Annotated in this window: 15 protein-coding genes; 3 read left to right on the top strand and 12 right to left on the bottom strand. The window is 59.9% G+C overall.

Annotated features, from left to right (window positions below; genetic code table 11):
- Positions 1-47 precede the first annotated feature (47 nt).
- Both GVN17_RS14390 and GVN17_RS14385 read left to right on the top strand, forming a co-directional pair.
- Positions 48-764 carry a hypothetical protein gene (locus GVN17_RS14390; protein WP_166595943.1) on the top strand — a complete coding sequence of 239 codons (717 nt, stop codon included), beginning with the start codon at positions 48-50 and terminating at the stop codon, positions 762-764.
- Positions 761-1405, top strand: coding sequence for a hypothetical protein (locus GVN17_RS14385; protein WP_166595942.1), 645 nt, complete (start codon positions 761-763; stop codon positions 1403-1405). The genes GVN17_RS14390 and GVN17_RS14385 overlap by 4 nt, the downstream gene beginning before the upstream one ends.
- A gap of 3 nt (positions 1406-1408) precedes the next feature.
- On the opposite strand, the gene GVN17_RS14380 is transcribed toward GVN17_RS14385, so the two are convergent.
- The 12 genes from GVN17_RS14380 to GVN17_RS14325 form a co-directional block, all read right to left on the bottom strand.
- Entirely contained in the window at positions 1409-2005 is a 597-nt protein-coding gene (locus GVN17_RS14380) for a MarC family protein (protein ID WP_166595941.1), read from the bottom strand.
- 66 nt (positions 2006-2071) lie between these two features.
- The gene (locus GVN17_RS14375) at positions 2072-4867 is read right to left on the bottom strand and encodes a hybrid sensor histidine kinase/response regulator (RefSeq protein WP_166595940.1); all 2796 of its coding nucleotides are present in this window, start codon (positions 4865-4867) and stop codon (positions 2072-2074) included.
- Between the two features lie 94 nt (positions 4868-4961).
- Positions 4962-6257 carry a phosphoribosylamine--glycine ligase gene (gene purD, locus GVN17_RS14370; protein ID WP_166595939.1) on the bottom strand — a complete coding sequence of 432 codons (1296 nt, stop codon included), beginning with the start codon at positions 6255-6257 and terminating at the stop codon, positions 4962-4964.
- Positions 6258-6461: 204 nt separating this feature from the next.
- Positions 6462-8069: a bifunctional phosphoribosylaminoimidazolecarboxamide formyltransferase/IMP cyclohydrolase gene (gene purH / locus GVN17_RS14365; protein ID WP_166595938.1), complete on the bottom strand. Its 1608-nt coding sequence runs from the start codon at positions 8067-8069 to the stop codon at positions 6462-6464.
- Between the two features lie 79 nt (positions 8070-8148).
- Entirely contained in the window at positions 8149-8469 is a 321-nt protein-coding gene (fis, locus tag GVN17_RS14360; protein WP_007907419.1) for a DNA-binding transcriptional regulator Fis, read from the bottom strand.
- Positions 8466-9479: a tRNA dihydrouridine synthase DusB gene (gene dusB / locus GVN17_RS14355; RefSeq protein WP_166595937.1), complete on the bottom strand. Its 1014-nt coding sequence runs from the start codon at positions 9477-9479 to the stop codon at positions 8466-8468. Before dusB ends, fis begins: the two co-directional genes overlap by 4 nt.
- Positions 9480-9771: 292 nt before the next feature.
- Positions 9772-11151: a DUF3426 domain-containing protein gene (locus tag GVN17_RS14350; RefSeq protein ID WP_166595936.1), complete on the bottom strand. Its 1380-nt coding sequence runs from the start codon at positions 11149-11151 to the stop codon at positions 9772-9774.
- 49 nt (positions 11152-11200) lie between these two features.
- Positions 11201-12079 carry a 50S ribosomal protein L11 methyltransferase gene (gene prmA, locus GVN17_RS14345; protein WP_166595935.1) on the bottom strand — a complete coding sequence of 293 codons (879 nt, stop codon included), beginning with the start codon at positions 12077-12079 and terminating at the stop codon, positions 11201-11203.
- A gap of 279 nt (positions 12080-12358) precedes the next feature.
- On the bottom strand, positions 12359-13723 hold the full coding sequence (gene accC, locus GVN17_RS14340) for an acetyl-CoA carboxylase biotin carboxylase subunit (protein WP_166595934.1): 1365 nt from the start codon (positions 13721-13723) through the stop codon (positions 12359-12361).
- Positions 13724-13740: 17 nt separating this feature from the next.
- Entirely contained in the window at positions 13741-14196 is a 456-nt protein-coding gene (gene accB / locus GVN17_RS14335) for an acetyl-CoA carboxylase biotin carboxyl carrier protein (protein ID WP_166595933.1), read from the bottom strand.
- Between the two features lie 80 nt (positions 14197-14276).
- On the bottom strand, positions 14277-14729 hold the full coding sequence (aroQ, locus tag GVN17_RS14330; RefSeq protein ID WP_166595932.1) for a type II 3-dehydroquinate dehydratase: 453 nt from the start codon (positions 14727-14729) through the stop codon (positions 14277-14279).
- A gap of 164 nt (positions 14730-14893) precedes the next feature.
- Positions 14894-16708, bottom strand: a complete 1815-nt coding sequence (locus GVN17_RS14325; protein WP_166595931.1) for a protein-disulfide reductase DsbD — start codon at positions 16706-16708, stop codon at positions 14894-14896.
- 189 nt (positions 16709-16897) lie between these two features.
- On the opposite strand from GVN17_RS14325, the gene GVN17_RS14320 reads away from it, so the two are divergent.
- On the top strand, positions 16898-17869 hold the full coding sequence (locus GVN17_RS14320) for a hypothetical protein (RefSeq protein WP_166595930.1): 972 nt from the start codon (positions 16898-16900) through the stop codon (positions 17867-17869).
- Positions 17870-17871 lie beyond the last annotated feature (2 nt).

Below are 17871 nucleotides of genomic sequence, written 5' to 3'. Positions count from 1 at the left end.
GACAGGGCCGCAGCCTGTTTTGCGGCCCTTTTTTCACAGGAGTGAGCATGATGACTCAGGACATCGTGGAAACGTATTTGAATGATGGCGTGTTGATGATGTTTGCCGCGCCCGTGGATCAGGCTTTCAAGCGCGATGTGATGGATTCCAGCCTTTACGCGCAACTGGCCGCCGGTAAGCAGTTCGACAGATTCACGCATTATCGCGAGTGGCAGACGACCCTTCTAAAAGCCATGACGACGTTCGGCTGGTTGCGGCTGGACCTCTCGGACAAACACGGGATCACGGACGAGACGTTTGTGGTAGCCGACAGGCTTCGGGAGCTATTGCCCGATTCGTTTGCCTTTTTGCGCGGGAAGAAGCTGGACACTTTTTTAGCGTCTCTGTGCGTCACCCACGCCAGCAAGATTGCCCAGGTGATGGTGGCGCAAGACGCTCAGGTAGCAGCAAGCCCGTCAGGCTCTAAAGCCGGAAACGCGTCGTGTGCTGAACCCGTATCGTCTGTCGTACTCCAGGTCGCCTTCGTGCTGCCTTCGCGACAAAAGGTCTTGCTCTGTGTGGCATTCGAAACCCTGGAACCCGTCGCGGCCAACCCATTCGCACAGCGCTTGACGAAGAGCCGGTTGGTGGGAGAAGTCAGGTCGTTTGGTTTCGTCGGTACGCTGGATGACCTGCGCTATGCGCAATTTCGGGAGCGGGTGGACGCGGCACTCGCGGGCAAACGCGCTGGGTTGTCGCACGCCATCCAGGAGGTTGAGCCATGAAGGGGGCGAAGGGTGCAATCGTCGGCTCCAGCATGGTTTCGCTGTACAACGGGATCGACGCGCAAGACCGCGACGATATTTTCGACTGCCTGCTGTATGCCGATGTGTTCGCAAGCCGTTTTCACGACCAGAGAAAGGACTATTCCAACTGGCTGTTTCGCTACCGCAGACGGTTGGAAACCCGAGGCTGGGTGCTGGAAAACCCGATCAGGCATACGCCTCACGTTATTTTTCGAGCTTCGGACCTTGATGCGGCCACGTTCCACGTCATCGACTCGACGGGGGCGAGGGCACTCGCGGATCTGGCGCAGGCCACATGGCGATCGACAAGGATCAATCATCATGCGGATCATTTTTTCAGCCGAAGCTCACAGGACGGTGAACTGGCCCGCTTTCAAATGGTGCCGTGCATGAGCGATGCCGACGGGACGGTTTTGATGTTGATCTGCGCCATCCGACTCACCGGCTCGGTCGACATCCGCGACTTCGAGTTCTGGACCGAAACCCGCCGTGAAATGCTCTTGCGCATCAGTGGCGGGGTGTACCGCTTTGATCGGGCGGTTTACGAGAAATACCGGGAGGACGTCCGCACACAACTGATTGGCAGCTCCGACCGGGCGATCGAGGAATTCCCCATCTGACCGTCACGGCACCAGATAGCCTTTGATGCCCGTGAAAATGATCTGAGCCGCCAGCGCGCAAACGAACAGTCCCATCAAGCGGCTGACGATCTGCAAGCCCTGATCACCCAGAATACGTTCGATGCTGTGGGAGAGATAAAGCACCACACCCACCGTGAAGCTCGCCAGCGCAATGCTCACGATCGCGGTGAGTTTGTCGTCCCAGTGGGGCTGGCTGACGCCCATCACCAGCAATGCGCCGATGGTGCCAGGACCGACGGTGATAGGGATGGTCAGGGGGACGATGGCAACGTCCTGCTGCACGTTGTCGGTCTGCACGCCGGACTTGCCTTGCGCCATGCCCAACGCCGAAATGAACAGCACGCTGCCGGCGCCGATACGGAAGGCGTCGGCGGTGATGCCGAACACCCCGAAGATCACCCGACCGAACAGATACAGCAACACGCTGGACACCAATGTAGCGAAGGCAATTTTCCACGCCAGATAGCGGCGCTCTTTACGCGAATAACCGCGGCTCAGACTGATAAAACACGACAGGACGAAGAACGGGCTGTAAAGCACCAGCATCTTCAGATAAACGCTGAACAGCACATGAAGCATGGTTTGAGCTCGTGGCGGCAGACTCGGACGGGAGGAAGTCTATCAGGCGTTGAGCGAGGAGGCGGGTCAGTTTTGCTGATAGCGGTCTTGATCGTCAGTGTCGTCGCCACTCTGACGGCGCGCCCGTTGCTCGACCCAGTGTTCCACCAGTTCCCGCAGCTGCGAGAGCTCTACCGGTTTGGACATGTGGCCGTCCATGCCGGACTGGCGGGCGCGGTCTTTGTGCTCGGTCAGAATGTGCGCGGTCAATGCCACCACGGGGGTGCGGAGCCGCTGGTTACCCAGCTCCCAGGCGCGCAACTGCTGGGTGGCAGAGAAACCGTCGAGGATCGGCATTTCGCAATCCATCAGCACCAGGTCGTAGCGCTGGGCTTTCATGGCTTGCAGGGCTTCTTCGCCGTTGCTGGCCGTATCCGGTTGCAGGTTAAGCTTGCCGAGCATGCCACGAATCACCTTCGTGGAAATGCTGTTGTCTTCGGCCACCAGAATCCGGAAGTCGCTGGGCACGTCCACTTCGCCGAGGACGGCTGGAGAATGAGGGTAAGGCGCCTGGCCCTTGTTGCGTTGATTCAATTCGTCCGCCAGCGTGGTCTTGAGCGTGTAACCCGCGACGGGCTTGGCGAGGATGCGCTTGACCCCGGCGTTGCGTGCAATGACTTTACTCGGAGCGTTGCTGATGCCGGTCAGCATGATCAACAGGATGTCGTGGTTGAGGCTCGGGTCTTCCTTGATCTTGGCGGCCAACTGCATGCCGGTCATGCCAGGCATGTTCTGGTCCAGCAGCACGATATCGAAGTAATCACGCAGGTGGGCCTTGGTGCGCAGCAAGGCGAGTGCCTCTTTGCCAGACGGCACGGCGCTGACGTTCAACCCCCAGGCGCTGCACTGCTGCACCAGCACTTTGCGGCAAGTGTCGTTGTCGTCCACCACCAGCACTCGCGCACCCTTGAGCGGGCTGTCGAGGTCAGCCGGTGGTTGCTCCAGGCGTTCAGGGTCCAGCGGCAGGCTCAGCCACAAGGTGCTGCCTTGGTTGCTGCCGCTCTGAATGCCGAATTCCCCGTTCATCAACAGGATCAACTGGCGGGCGATTACCAACCCCAAATGCCCACCGACCTTGCTGGCCGCGAGGAAATTCTTGCTGTGCAGTTCCGCGTGGAGCAGGGCGTCGCGCTCCTTGGCGGTCAGCGGCGTGCCGCTGTCCTGAACGGCGATGCGCAGCCGCGGTTTGCCGCCCCGAGAATCGAGCGCGACGACCAGCAGAATCTCGCCCTCGTCAGTTTTCTTGAGGGCGTTTTCCAGCAGGCTCAGCAGGGTTTGACGCAAGCGGGTCGGGTCGCCGCTGATCACGCGAGGCACCTGCGGCTGAATGAAGCTGATCAGCTCGACGCTTTGCTGTTCGGCTTTCGCCCGAAAAATACTCAGGCAGTCCTCGATCATGGCGTTGAGGTCGAACTGCACATCGTCCAATTCGATCTGCCCGGATTCCAGTTTGGTGATGTCTAGAATCTCGTTGATCAGCGTCAGCAGCTCATTGCCCGCGCTGTGGATCGTCTGCACGTAATCGCGCTGTTTGACCGACAGGGGTGTGCCCAGCAGCAGCTCGGTCATGCCCAGCACGCCGTTCATGGGCGTGCGGATTTCGTGGCTGATCTTCGCCAGGAATTCAGCCTTGGCGTTGATTTCGGCCGTGCTGGCCGCAAGTTCCCGGCTGATGCTGAAGTTGTCTTCGGTGATGCTGCGATGGCGCTCGCTCAGGGCAATGCTCATCAGCAGGCCGCACAGGCAGAACATGCCCAGGACGGCGATGATCAGGGTCTGCGCAGCGATGGTCGTGAGCCACAGCATCGCAGGCAGAACGACCAGATTGCCGAGATTGAACACGATCATCGCGATCACGAACGGTCGTGCCGGTCGGTAGCCTTTTTGCAGGTGATAGATCGACACCAGCGTGATGGTCAGCGTGGTCAGCGCCACCAGCAAGAACGTCATGATGTTCAGCGGCAGGGTATCGACGAACAGCACCAGCAGACCGCCGAAGCCAACGATCAGCAGTACGCTCATCAGCAGGCGATTGAGTGTTTCGGCGCCTCGCTGAATGAAGAAACAGTAGGCGTACATCAGTCCCGTGGCAGCCGCCATCAGCAAGGCGAGGTGAGCGCTCGGGGTTTGTGCGAGGTGCCAATGGGGCAGCCATGACGCTTGCAGGTTCAGCAGCAACAGCGCGCTGAGCCCGAGAAAACCTTCACACGCCGCCAGCCATAGACTGCTCACCGAACGCGATTGAGCGTAGCGGGTGATGTTCTGCACGATCAGCATGATCAGCGAACCGAAGAACAGCCCGAGCAACAGTGGACGGCGCTCGTCGGCCGCACTGGCTACGGCAGATTCCAGCGAAATGTTCGGGCGCAGCTCTTGCTCGGATTTCAGACGCAGATAAAGGTCCAGCGGCCTGTCGCTTTGCGGCACGGGGAGCAGAAAGTCGATAGAGGGCAACGGTTGTGCCGCCCGTGGGACTTTGTTGCCGGAGCGCGAGTGATCGATCAGGGCTTCGCCGTCGATGACGTACATGTCGACGGTGGCAAGATCGGGCGCGAAGATGCGCATCAGTTGTTCGTGATCGGTCGGGGGGAGGCGATAGTGCAGCCACAACGCGGCTTCACGGCTGATGGCGCGAACCTGGTCGAGTTCGACCGGGCTGAACTGGGTGTCGTAATGGGGAGAGCGAATGTCGCTGAGTTGGAGATTGGCCTGATCGTCGACAAGCGTTGACCATCCTGCGCTGACCTCGGCCGAAGCCGGGGGCACACAGAGGAGGGTCATCATCGCGATGATCGAACAAGCGGCAATCCTGAGCCAGCGCACGGCGAAATCCCTTCGTGAATGAAGCCAGTTACCCTGGTGCGGCCCAGAATGATCGGACAGTCGCCTGGTTTCAGGCGACTGTCCGGCCTCGGACTTACTCCAAGTGTTCGCCGCGTTCCCGGGCAATGGCGCGGTAGCCAATGTCCTTGCGGTAGAAACAGCCTTCCCAGTCAATCTTTGCAGCCAGTTCATACGCCTGCTTTTGCGCGTAGCCAACGGTGTCGCCCAGTGCAGTGGCACACAGGACGCGGCCACCGGAGGTCACGACCTGACCGTCTTTCAACGCAGTGCCCGCGTGGAACACTTTGCCCGGCAACGCTGCAGCAGCGTCCAGGCCGTTGATCGCGGCGCCCTTGGCGTAATCGCCAGGGTATCCGCCTGCCGCCAGCACGATGCCCAGGCTCGGACGTGGGTCCCACTGGGCTTCCACTTTGTCCAGAGCTTGCGCCAAAGCGGCCTCGACCAGCAAGACCAGGCTCGATTGCAGACGCAGCATCACCGGTTGGGTTTCCGGATCGCCGAAGCGGCAGTTGAATTCGATGACCTTCGGATTGCCGGCCTTGTCGATCATGAGACCAGCATAGAGGAAGCCGGTGTAAACGTTACCTTCGTCGGCCATGCCTCGGACGGTCGGCCATATGACCAGATCCATCACGCGCTGGTGCACGTCAGCGGTCACGACGGGAGCAGGGGAGTATGCACCCATACCACCGGTGTTCGGGCCGCTGTCGCCGTCGCCGACGCGTTTGTGGTCCTGGCTGGTGGCCATCGGCAAGACATTCTTGCCGTCAACCATGACGATGAAGCTCGCTTCTTCGCCGTCCAGGAATTCTTCGATCACGACGCGGGAACCGGCATCACCGAAGGCATTGCCCGCGAGCATGTCGCGCACGGCTTCTTCAGCCTCTTCCAGCGTCATCGCGACGATTACGCCTTTACCGGCGGCCAGGCCGTCGGCCTTGATCACGATCGGTGCGCCTTTCTCGCGCAGGTACGTCAGCGCAGGCTCGATCTCGGTAAAGTTCTGGTAATCGGCCGTCGGGATTTTATGGCGTGCCAGGAAATCCTTGGTGAAGGCCTTGGAGCCTTCCAACTGGGCGGCACCCTTCGTCGGACCGAAACAGTCCAGGCCACGGGAGCGGAACAGGTCCACGACACCGGCGACCAGCGGGACTTCAGGGCCGACGATGGTCAGCGAAACGTTCTTCTCGGCGAAGTCGGCCAGTTGTTCCAGGGCCAGCACGTCGATGGCGACGTTCTCGCACTTTGCTTCGATGGCGGTCCCGGCGTTACCCGGCGCGACGAAGACCTTCTGCACGCGAGGGTCCTGCGCGACCTTCCAGGCCAGCGCGTGTTCACGGCCACCGCTGCCGATGATGAGTACGTTCATTTTAAAAACCTCGATGACGCTAATGCTGTGGGTGTCGCCTGGTATCTGCGGTTCGCAGATCCTGTAGGAGTGAGCTTGCTCGCGATCGGACGGTACAGCCGACGTGGATCCGGCGTCAGGAACATCGCATCGCGAGCAAGCTCACTCCTACAGGAGATGGCGTGCAATCCGGCAGCCGCTTGTATTAACGCAGCTGACGTCGTATCAATGCCTAAAGTGGCGCATGCCCGTAAAGACCATCGCGATGCCTGCTTCGTCAGCGGCAGCAATGACTTCTGCATCACGCATCGAACCACCTGGCTGGATCACCGCCGTGATGCCGACCTTGGCCGCGTTGTCCAGACCGTCGCGGAACGGGAAGAACGCGTCCGATGCCATCACCGAACCGGCGACCTGCAGGCCAGCGTGTTCAGCCTTGATGGCAGCAATACGGGCGGAGTTCACGCGGCTCATCTGGCCGGCGCCGACACCGATGGTCTGACGGTTCTTGGCGTAGACGATGGCGTTGGATTTGACGTACTTGGCGACTTTCCAGGCGAAGATCAGGTCGTGGATTTCTTGCTCGGTCGGGGCGCGTTTGGTCACAACTTTCAGGTCGTTGGCGCTGATCATGCCGATGTCACGGCTCTGCACCAGCAGGCCGCCGTTGACGCGTTTGTAGTCCCACGCCGGTGCACGTTCCGCATCCCACTGGCCGCTGGTCAGCAGGCGCACGTTGGCTTTGCTGGCGACGATGGCCTGGGCTTCGGCGCTGACGCTCGGGGCGATGATCACTTCGACGAACTGACGCTCGACGATCGCTTTGGCGGTCTCGGCATCCAGCTCACGGTTGAACGCGATGATGCCGCCAAAGGCGGATTCGCTGTCGGTGGCGTAGGCCAGTTCGTACGCCTGGCGAATGCCGCCTTCGGCGTCCGGGCTGACAGCAACGCCACACGGGTTGGCGTGCTTGACGATGACGCAGGCCGGTTTGACGAAGCTCTTCACACATTCCAGCGCGGCGTCGGTGTCGGCCACGTTGTTGTAGGACAGTTCTTTGCCCTGCAGTTGGGTCGCGGTGGCGATGCCCACTTCGGCAGGCTTGGCTTCCACGTAGAACGCCGCGCTTTGGTGCGGGTTCTCGCCGTAGCGCATTTCCTGCGCCTTGATGAACTGAGTGTTGAAGGTGCGCGGGAATTGGCTGCGGCCTTCAGTCGAAAGCGTTTCGGCGCTCTGATCGACGCTGCCCAAGTAGTTGGCGATCATGCCGTCGTAGGCTGCGGTGTGTTCGAACGCCTTGAGCATCAGGTCGAAGCGCTGGGCGTAGGTCAGGCCACCGGCCTTGAGGCTTTCCAGCACTTGGCCGTAGTCGCTGGCGTTGACCACGATGGCCACGTCTTTGTGGTTTTTCGCGGCCGAACGGACCATGGTCGGGCCGCCGATGTCGATGTTCTCGATGGCGGTCGGCAGGTCGCAGCCAGGCTTGGAAACCGTGGCTTCGAACGGGTACAGGTTCACGGCCACCAGGTCGATCGGCTTGATGCCGTGCTCGGTCATGATCGCGTCGTCGGTGCCGCGACGGCCCAGGATGCCGCCGTGGATTTTCGGGTGCAGGGTCTTGACCCGGCCGTCCATCATTTCTGCGAAGCCGGTGTAATCCGCGACTTCTACCGCTGCGACGCCGTTGTCCTTGAGCAGCTTGAACGTACCGCCGGTGGACAGAATCTCGACGCCAAGGGCTTCGAGTTCACGGGCGAACTCAAGGATACCGGTCTTGTCGGAAACGCTGATCAAGGCGCGGCGGATCGGCAGGCGGGTCGTCTGGTCGGTCATCTCAACTTCCATCAAAAGCAAAAGAATTCAGCAAAAAAAACGACCGCATCAACGTGGGTCGTTTTTCTGTTTTGGAGGCTTACAGCAAGTCGTACTGCTTGAGTTTCTTGCGCAGCGTGCCACGGTTCAGACCGAGCAGTTCGGAGGCCTTGGTCTGGTTGCCCTTGACGTAATTCATCACGCACTCAAGCAACGGCGCCTCGACTTCCGAGAGCACCAGGTTGTAGACATCAGTGACGGCAGCACCTTCCAGGTGAGCGAAATAATTGTGCAGCGCCTTTTCGACGCTTCCGCGCAGGGTCTGACCCTCTTCGCTCGGCGTGTTGAGGTGCTGTTTCAAATTGACGTTGTCGCTCACGGGTGTTGTTCCACTCACTAAAGTCTCTGTCATCATCGTCATGCGGCCACCTCTTGTTCGGTCCCTGACTGCGGGCTTTTTATGCGTTCGGCAAAAAAATCCCGAACGTTGGCGCACTGTGCTTCCGTATCTTCCAAACGATTGAAAAGGGCGCGAAACTCCCTGGCGCCCGGCAAGGTTGCGAGGTACCAGCCGACGTGTTTCCGGGCGATCCGCACGCCCATCACGTCGCCATAGAACGTGTGAAGCGCGGCCAGATGCTCTAGCAGAATGCGTTCCACTTCTCCCAGCGCCAGGGCGGGGAGTTTTTCCCCGGTGCGCAGGTAGTGTTCTATCTCGCGAAAAATCCATGGGCGCCCTTGGGCGGCCCGGCCAATCAACAACCCGTCGGCACCGGTCGCGTCCAGGACGTGCCGTGCTTTCTCCGGTGAAACGATGTCGCCATTGGCAAACACCGGGATCGACACCGCCTGTTTTATCGCGGCAATCGTGTCGTATTCGGCTTCGCCGGTGTAAAGGTCCGCCCGGGTTCTGCCGTGCACCGCGAGCGCCTGAATACCCGCTTGCTCGGCGATTTTGGCGACGGTCAGACCGTTCTTGTTCTCCCGGTCCCAGCCGGTGCGAATCTTCAGGGTGACCGGTACCTCGACTGCCGCGACCACCGCATGCAGGATTTCGGTCACCAACTGCTCATCTTTCAACAGCGCGGAACCGGCAGCCTTGTTACAGACTTTCTTGGCCGGACAGCCCATGTTGATGTCGATGATCTGTGCGCCAAGTTCGACGTTGGCGCGTGCCGCATCCGCAAGCATCTGCGGATCTCCACCGGCGATCTGTACCGAGCGCGGCTCGGGATCACCTTCATGAATCATGCGCAACCGCGACTTGCGGCTGTTCCACAGGCTCATGTCACTGGTGACCATTTCCGAGACCACCAGGCCTGCGCCGAGTTGGCGACAGAGCTGTCGGAAGGGCTGGTCGGTGACGCCCGCCATGGGGGCGAGGATCAAGCCGTTCTGCAATGTATAGGGGCCGATGCGTACCGCCGACATAGGGTGACCTGTTGTGGGGCCGTATCACGAAGCCTGGTCCGAAAAGTGCTTTCGCAGCCATTCAGACGGGACCCAGAGTATGAAAAAGGGTGGGCATGATACCCGCTCTCGATGACTGGATAAAGGCTGAATTGGATAAAATCTGAACAGTTGCTTTCTTATCGCGAACGGTTAGGTATTGGTTCGCATTGTCATAAAACCGTCGTCAGCTTTCAGATGACGGCTTGCCGCATTTCAGTGCGACAGCACGCGCTGGATAGCCCGGTGCGCGCGGCCTGTCAGGAAGGTGAGTTTACTCCGGCGAGCGAAAACTCAAACTGTAATTCACGGCCTTGGGTCCCGGATCGAGAATGTCCAGGGCGATGTGAATAGGCGTCTGTGGCGGCATTTCGTCCTTTCCGGCGAGTTCGCCGCTCAGGTATTCGCCCGGCTTGAACCGACGACTGGCAATCAGCTGACCACTGGTATCGGCGAAGCGCAATTCCAGGAGCGGGAACGGTTGAGAGAACGAGGCACGGTTGTAGATGATCGCGTCGACCACCAGTGCGCCCTGAAATTCGGGATGACTGCGCACGACGAGATTGCTGCTTTTCAGGAGCTTGATATCGACCTTCGACGGCAATTTGCAGCCGACTTGCGGGCAGATGTCCTGAAACCAGGAGCGGTACTGGTCCTGACGCGCCAGTTCATCAAAGTGATACCAGACGTACTGCCCTGCCAGCCCCAGTAAGGCAATCAATGCCAATAGCAGCCAAAGCACGCGGCGTCCCCAGCGTGGCTTGGGTTTTTGCCAGGCGAGTTGCAGCGGGTCATCGGTGAGGTCGAGCAGTGCCGGGTCGCGTAGACCGGGTTCGTTACGCCCGCGCTTCCCTTTCGTCGGGGGAAGGTCGTCTTCGTCGTCGAGTTCATTCGGATGGCGCCGATCATGGGCGTCGTCACCGTCCAGTGCCGAGAAACGTTCGGATGACGAATGCTCCTCGGGTTCTGCTTCGGCGTGCATGCGGTTTTCGGCGTGCGGCTCGTCGTCCAGATCGGCGGGAGCCGAAGAGAAGGACGGCTCGGTGCGGTGGTCATCGTGCCCGATTTCGTCGCGGTCGAGGGGTTCGATCAGCGAATCCGGTTCGTGGTGAACCTCAGTTTCTTCGATGACCTCGGCGCGCAGTTCCGGTAACTGGCTCACATCGTCGTGGCTCAGGCCCTGATCCCACGCCTCGCTGGCGACCTCAGGCTCATCGCGACGAGCGCTGAAGGATTCCACTTCGTCATGATCGCGATGGCCGCGCGCTTGACCGAAAGATTCCGGCAGCTGGATTTCCCGTTGTTCCAACCGGGCAAGTTCGACATCCAGGTCATCGAGGTCAAGGCTGTCCAGGTCCACTGAACGACGTTCGGACGGCACCGGCAAAGGTGCAGGCTGAGCGGCGACCACGGACTGAGGCGCGAGGACTTCGACGACCGGCGCTGGAACGGGCTGCGCTGGTTCCAGGGGCTGGGCTGCGGCTTGAGCGGCGGCCCGTGCCTCGGCGCTTTTTTCCAACAGTTGTTTCGCGGCATTGAACACTTGCAGGCAAGAGCCGCAGCGCACCATGCCTCGCGCAACGCTCAGTTGAGCGTGGCTGACGCGAAAACTGGTCTGGCAGTGAGGGCACTGGGTGACGAAACTGTCGGTCATGCGGGTATCCGGAGTAAACGAGCGCCTAAAGGGTTGTGATCAATGGCTATCAGCGACGGCGACCGGTGATCCGGACCCAGCCGTCGCGGTTGGCGATCGGGTCCAGCTCGAACGTGTCAGCGTACGCAGCAGCAACATCTTCGCCTTGTTCGGCCAAAATGCCGGACAACGCCAGTCGGCCACCGGGTTTGACCAGGCTCGCCAGCTGAGGTGCCAGCGAAACCAACGGTCCAGCCAGAATATTAGCCACCAATACGTCGGCTGGCTCTTTTGGCAGGTCTTCCGGCAGGTACAACGGAAATTTCTCCGCCGGTACATGGTTGCGACCGGCGTTGTCGCGCGAGGCTTCCAGGGCCTGCACGTCGATGTCGGTACCCACTGCATGTTTCGCGCCCAACAGCAGGGCAGCGATAGCAAGGATGCCCGAGCCGCACCCGAAATCCAGCACATTGGCGCCGGTCAGGTCCTGGCCATCCAGCCACTCCAGGCACAGGGCGGTGGTCGGGTGGGTGCCGGTGCCGAAGGCCAGACCCGGATCGAGCAGCAGATTGACGGCGTTCGGCTCTGGCGCGGCGTGCCAGCTTGGCACGATCCACAGGCGCTGTCCGAAACGCATGGGCTGGAAGTTGTCCATCCAGCTGCGTTCCCAATCCTGATCTTCGATGACTTCGTGGGTGTGTTCAGGCAATGGCGCGCCGGTCAGCAGCGTCAGGTGAGCGAGGACCTGATCGGCGTTAGTGTCGGCCTCGAACAGCGCCAGCAGATGTGTGTGGGACCACAGCGGCGTGGTGTTCAGTTCAGGTTCGAAGATGGGCTGATCTTCAGCGTCCATGAAGGTCACGGACACGGCACCGACTTCAAGAAGCGCGTCTTCGTAGGTTTCGGCTTGTTCTGGGCTGATGGCGAGACGGACTTGCAGCCAAGGCATGGCGGATTACCTTCGAATTGAAAATTGACAGAGCGGCGCAGCGCCGCGAAAGACCGGCAAGTTTACGGGGTTCGGGGGGAAACAACAAAGAGCAGACTTGTGCGTGTCTCTGTAGGAGTGAGCTTGCTCGCGATCGCGTCCGGTCAGTCCCTATAGCGTCTACAGGCAGATAGCGATCGCGAGCGAGCTCACTCCTACAGAATTTGCAGCGTTTGATCCGGGATAAACAACAAAGCCGCTCGAAAGCGGCTTTGTCGTTCTGTCGCACATTCTGACCGATCAGTGTTTCTCGGCAGCCAGTTTGTGTTCCAGGTAGTGGATGTTGACGCCGCCTTTGCAGAAACCTTCATCGCGGGTCAGATCACGGTGCAGCGGGATGTTGGTCTTGATCCCGTCGACCACGATTTCGTCCAGGGCGTTGCGCATGCGAGCCATGGCTTCTTCGCGGGTCGCGCCCCAGGTGATCAGCTTGCCGATCAGTGAGTCGTAGTTCGGCGGAACGGCATAACCACTGTACAGGTGCGAGTCGACGCGAACGCCGTTGCCGCCCGGGGCGTGGAAATGCTTGACCGTGCCTGGGCTCGGCATGAAGGTTTTCGGGTCCTCGGCGTTGATCCGGCACTCAAGGGCGTGACCGTGAATTTTCACGTCATCCTGGGTGTACGACAATTTGTTGCCAGCGGCGATGCTCAGCATCTCCTTGACGATGTCGATGCCGGTGACCATTTCCGAAACCGGGTGCTCGACCTGCACGCGGGTATTCATTTCGATGAAATAGAACGCACCGTTTTCGTACAGGAATTCGAACGTACCGGCACCGCGATAACCGATGTCGATGCACGCCTTGACACAGCGGGCCAGCACTTCGGCGCGGGCTTTTTCGTCGATACCTGGCGCTGGTGCTTCTTCCAGCACCTTCTGGTGACGGCGTTGCAGCGAGCAGTCACGGTCGCCCAAGTGGATCGCCTGGCCTTGACCGTCGGACAGGACCTGAACTTCCACGTGACGCGGGTTGGTCAGGAACTTCTCCAAATACACCATCGGGTTGCCGAAGGCTGCGCCTGCTTCTGAACGTGTCAGTTTGGCCGAGGAAATCAGGTCCTCTTCCTTGTGTACGACGCGCATGCCGCGACCACCGCCGCCGCCAGCGGCCTTGATGATCACCGGGTAACCGACCTGACGGCCGATGCGCAGCGCTTCTTCTTCGTCTTCGGGCAGCGGGCCGTCGGAGCCCGGTACGGTCGGAACGCCCGCCTGAATCATCGCGTCCTTGGCCGATACCTTGTCACCCATCAGGCGAATGGTGTCAGCGTTCGGGCCGATGAACGCAAAACCGGATTTCTCGACCTGCTCGGCGAAATCGGCGTTTTCCGCCAGAAAGCCATAGCCTGGGTGGATGGCCGTGGCGCCAGTCACTTCGGCTGCCGCGATGATCGCCGGAATGTGCAGGTAAGACTGAGAGGCCGATGCCGGACCGATGCAGACGGATTCGTCGGCCAGACCCAGATGCATCAGTTCCTTGTCGGCCTTGGAGTAAACGGCGACGGTCTTGATGTCCAGCTCTTTGCAAGCCCGCAGAATCCGCAGAGCGATTTCACCGCGGTTGGCGATCAGCACTTTTTCCAACTTCGCAGGATTCGTCATCAAAGGCACTCCGCGGTTCAAACGATGGTGAACAGCGGCTGGTCGTACTCAACCGGCTGGCCGTCTTCGACGAGGATGGACTCGATCACGCCGCTGGTTTCGGCTTCGATGTGGTTCATCATTTTCATCGCTTCGACGATGCACAGGGTGTCGCCTTTCTTCACGGTCTGGCCGACTTCAGCGAAGGCTGGCGAGGTTGGCGAAGCTTTGCGGTAGAAGGTACCGACCATTGGCGAACGCGCAACGGTGCCGTTCAGTTTGGGTGCCGATGGCGCTTCTGCTGCGGCCGGAGCGGCAACAGGTGCAGGTGCTGCGGCAGGCGCGGCAACCGGGGCTGGCGCGTAGTACTGCTGTGCTGGAGTCTTGCTGTGACGGCTGATTCGTACGGACTCTTCGCCTTCACGGATTTCCAATTCGTCGATGCCGGACTCTTCCAGCAATTCGATCAGTTTCTTGACTTTACGGATATCCATTAATCATCAACTCCCAAGGGTCGGTCAGGGGTATTTGGTGGCCGGTTCAGGTCATGGGGCTCAGTGCGAAACTGCGCCGGTCATGCTTTCGAACGGGTGGCCAGTTGTTCCAGGGCGGCCTCCAGGGCCAGTCGGTATCCGCTGGCGCCAAGGCCGCAGATCACACCTACAGCAACATCTGAAAAGTAGGAGTGATGGCGGAAAGGTTCGCGTTTGTGCACGTTCGAGAGGTGCACTTCGATGAATGGGATGCTCACTCCCAGCAATGCGTCACGTATTGCGACACTTGTGTGAGTGAAAGCAGCCGGATTGATCAGAATGAAATCCACGCCTTCATCGCGTGCAGCGTGAATGCGGTCGATCAATTCATACTCGGCATTGCTTTGCAGGTACATCAGATGGTGGCCGGCTTCGCGCGCGCGCTTTTCCAGATCCTGGTTGATGTCGGCCAACGTGATCGAGCCGTAGATACCCGGTTCACGGGTGCCCAGCAAGTTCAGGTTAGGTCCGTGAAGAACCAGTAAGGTCGCCATCGTGTGTTCCTTGTTGGGTGCTTTTTCGACGCTCACCGCAGGTGCGAGCCATTGATGCGGAGCGACTATGCCGGAAAGCGTATTGGACTGTCCAGTTACCGACCCAGATATCGACAATGTTCGGCACGATGACCGATGTTCGCGCAAAATTTGTGACTAAGAGGCTAAATTTGGTCATTTGCTCTAGAAAGCCGCTCGGAGAAGGCTTCCACGTCGATTTCGCCGGCGACGCGCACATTTGTCAGCTCGTTCCCGTCTTTTCCGAAAAACAACAGAGCAGGCGGACCGAACAGTTTGTAAGTGTCGAGCAGGGCGCGCTGCTCGGCATTGCTGTCGGTCATGTCGAAGCGAATCAGACGAAAGCCTTTGAGTTGGCTGACAATTTTCGGATCGGGCAACACTTCATGCTCGATGACCTTACAGCTGATGCACCAGTCCGCGTACCAATCCACCAGCACCGGTTTTTCGGCGCTTTTTGCCTCAGCCAGAATCTGTTTGAGCGTCGACACTTCGGTGACGGTCTGCCATTTCTGCGCGCCGCTGCTTTCTCCCGAGATTTGCGTGGTAGATACACGGCCCAATGGCCGCAGTGGGTCGGTCTGCCCGCTGAAGGCCCCGTACCAGCAGCAGAGAGCGTAGACCAACAGGAAAACCCCGAGTAGCTGAGCGAGGCGGCCCCGGGTGGTTTTGACGGTGAACTCCAGCGCGCCGAGAAACACCGCGACCCCTGCCCACAGCAGTCCGATCAGCAGCAACGTGGCTTCCCCAGGGATCACCCGACTCAGCAGGCCAATGGCCAACGCCAGCAGCAACACGCCAATCGCATTTTTGACGGTGACCAGCCACGGTCCGCTCTTCGGCAGCCATGCCGCGCCGCCCGTCGCCACCAGCACCAGTGGCGCGCCCATGCCGAGTCCGAGGGCGAAGAGTTTCAGCGCGCCGCCCACGGTGTCTCCGCTGGCGCTTATATAAAGGAGGGCACCGGCCAAGGGCGCTGATACGCAGGGCGACACCAGCAGGCTTGATACAACGCCCAGGACGGCAGCGCCCCACAGCGATCCGCCTTCGGTGTTGCCAGCGATGCGGTCGAGCCTGTCATTCAAGGCGCGAGGCAGGCGAAGTTCGAACACCCCGAACATCGCGATGGCAAACACCACGAAAAACAGCGCGAACGGCACCAGCACCCAGGCCGATTGCAGCCGGGCCTGGAGATTGAGGCTGGCGCCGAACATCCCCATCAGTGCGCCGAGCATCGCGAAACAGATCGCCATCGGCAGCACATAGGCAAGGGACAGAGAGAAACCGCGCAGTCCACCGATCTGCCCGCGCAGCACCACGCCGGAGAGGATAGGCAGCATCGGCAGTACGCACGGCGTGAACGTCAGGCCAATCCCCGCGAGGAAGAACAGCGCCAGTTGTTTCCAGCTGAAAGGCGTTTGGCTCGGCGTGGTCGTGGGTGCCGCGGTGTCAGCGACGGAGGCTGTGTCGCCAATGCTCAGGCGCTGGGTTTCAGGGGGGTAGCAGAGGCCTTTATCCGCGCAACCTTGGTACGTCACGACCAGCGTGAAGGGCCGCGTGTCGCCCGCTTTGCGCGGCAGGTCGATGTCGAGAATCCCGTGATACACCTCGACATCGCCGAAGTACTCGTCGTGTTTTTTCTCGCCGTCCGGGAGCTGTGCGGCGCCCAAGATATCCGCAGGTTCTGTACGGAACTGGAAGCGGTGGCGATACAGGTAATAGCCTTCAGCAGCGACGAATTGTAGCTTGATCGACGCCGGGGAGGTGTCGATGAGGTTCAGCTGAAACGCTTGGCGAACGGGCAGGAAATCCTTGCTGTTGTCGATGCTGGAACTGCCCAGTGCCGAGCTACTGCCCAGCATCGAACTCCCAAGCCCTGAACTGGGCCGACTGTCCAACAGGCTCGCGCTGAAAGCAGGCAGGGCGATGGTCAGCAAAATCAGACAAAGCAGGCGGCGCATGGCGGTCTCGCATCACAAAAGTCGCCGCATGATAACGCAGGGTGGGAGCGGATGCAGAGACGGGCGAGGAGGCTGTAGGTTCTTTCTGAAAACACTGTAGTCAGTGCAAATTCAACGCGCTGTTTACTGACAGGGCGTTCATTCCGAACCAATGTTCTTCCCTCATACCTGCACCTGAGAGGGAGCCCATTGTCCAGGCCCTATGCGTTCATCAATGACGAAGTCCGAGACTATTACCAGTTCCGGGATTACACGCTGAAGGTTCCCGCCAGCGCCCGCGCGAAATTCGATCAGCTCAATGCCCACCTCCGCCCCCATCCGATCCTGCCCGGCCAGGTCGTGGTGATGACGGATGGGCCTTCGCACCTGTGTACCCCCGAAGAAAACGAGCTGATGATGCTGGCCAGGAATGTCCGCCTGTCGATGGTGGGGCATGACCCGCACAGCAGTCGGGTCATGGTCCAGAATTACGACGTGCTGCAAAGCATCATGGGTTACGGGTCCATCGGTCTTGGCAGCGCGACCGGTGCATGGAGCGGGCATTTACGAGAACTGGAAAAACTGCTCAAGGAAGTCGAAAACCTGATGCAGCGCTGGCGATCAGGCGCCCTCACCAATGATCAGTTCTTCGCCCAGCGACAGGTGCTGTTTTCAAAGATCGAGACCCGTTTGCAGAACATTGGCCGCCTCGGTTCCGGACTTGGCAATCAAGGCAAAATCAAAGACATCCTCGGCATTTCCACTAAACGCTTCCTCCATACCGCTGAGCTGAGGGGCTACGCGCACAACGTGAGGCGGATTTCCGCGACGGCCAAGGTGCTGAGTCGAGGCACTTATGTGGGCGTTGCGCTGGATGTTGGCGTTGGAGCGCTGGAGATTCAGGAGGCGTGTGCGTTGGGGAGGGAGGATGTTTGTACCAAGGCGAAGTATGTGGAGAGTGGGAGGGCTGCGGCCGGCATCGCAGGCTCTGCTGGTGGAGCGTGGCTGGGTGGGGCAGCGGCCAGTGGGATATGTCTTGGGCTTGGCCTTCCATCTGGCGGTGCGATTACCGTTGGCTGCGTTCTTGTTGGGAGTGTGGCCGGTGCTATCGGTGGCGGGAAAACGTTGAGCCCTTTTGGGGCGGATGCGGGGTCGGTGCTTTTCTCGACATTTGAAGAATGAAG

This window comes from Pseudomonas sp. SLFW (assembly GCF_009905615.1).
In the GTDB taxonomy this organism is placed as follows: Bacteria; Pseudomonadota; Gammaproteobacteria; order Pseudomonadales; family Pseudomonadaceae; genus Aquipseudomonas; species Aquipseudomonas bambusae.
Note: the sequence above shows the minus strand (reverse complement) of the source record. Positions and strands in the feature narration are given on the sequence as shown.

Excerpts from the sequence above, each read along its gene's own strand:
- GVN17_RS14390 (WP_166595943.1), top strand. The coding sequence starts at position 48 with ATGATGACTCAGGACATCGTGGAAACGTATTTGAATGATGGCGTGTTG.
- GVN17_RS14385 (WP_166595942.1), top strand. The coding sequence starts at position 761 with ATGAAGGGGGCGAAGGGTGCAATCGTCGGCTCCAGCATGGTTTCGCTG.
- GVN17_RS14380 (WP_166595941.1), bottom strand. The coding sequence starts at position 2,005 with ATGCTTCATGTGCTGTTCAGCGTTTATCTGAAGATGCTGGTGCTTTAC.
- purD (WP_166595939.1), bottom strand. The coding sequence starts at position 6,257 with ATGAACGTACTCATCATCGGCAGCGGTGGCCGTGAACACGCGCTGGCC.
- purH (WP_166595938.1), bottom strand. The coding sequence starts at position 8,069 with ATGACCGACCAGACGACCCGCCTGCCGATCCGCCGCGCCTTGATCAGC.
- fis (WP_007907419.1), bottom strand. The coding sequence starts at position 8,469 with ATGACGATGATGACAGAGACTTTAGTGAGTGGAACAACACCCGTGAGC.
- dusB (WP_166595937.1), bottom strand. The coding sequence starts at position 9,479 with ATGTCGGCGGTACGCATCGGCCCCTATACATTGCAGAACGGCTTGATC.
- GVN17_RS14350 (WP_166595936.1), bottom strand. The coding sequence starts at position 11,151 with ATGACCGACAGTTTCGTCACCCAGTGCCCTCACTGCCAGACCAGTTTT.
- prmA (WP_166595935.1), bottom strand. The coding sequence starts at position 12,079 with ATGCCTTGGCTGCAAGTCCGTCTCGCCATCAGCCCAGAACAAGCCGAA.
- accC (WP_166595934.1), bottom strand. The coding sequence starts at position 13,723 with ATGACGAATCCTGCGAAGTTGGAAAAAGTGCTGATCGCCAACCGCGGT.
- accB (WP_166595933.1), bottom strand. The coding sequence starts at position 14,196 with ATGGATATCCGTAAAGTCAAGAAACTGATCGAATTGCTGGAAGAGTCC.
- aroQ (WP_166595932.1), bottom strand. The coding sequence starts at position 14,729 with ATGGCGACCTTACTGGTTCTTCACGGACCTAACCTGAACTTGCTGGGC.
- GVN17_RS14325 (WP_166595931.1), bottom strand. The coding sequence starts at position 16,708 with ATGCGCCGCCTGCTTTGTCTGATTTTGCTGACCATCGCCCTGCCTGCT.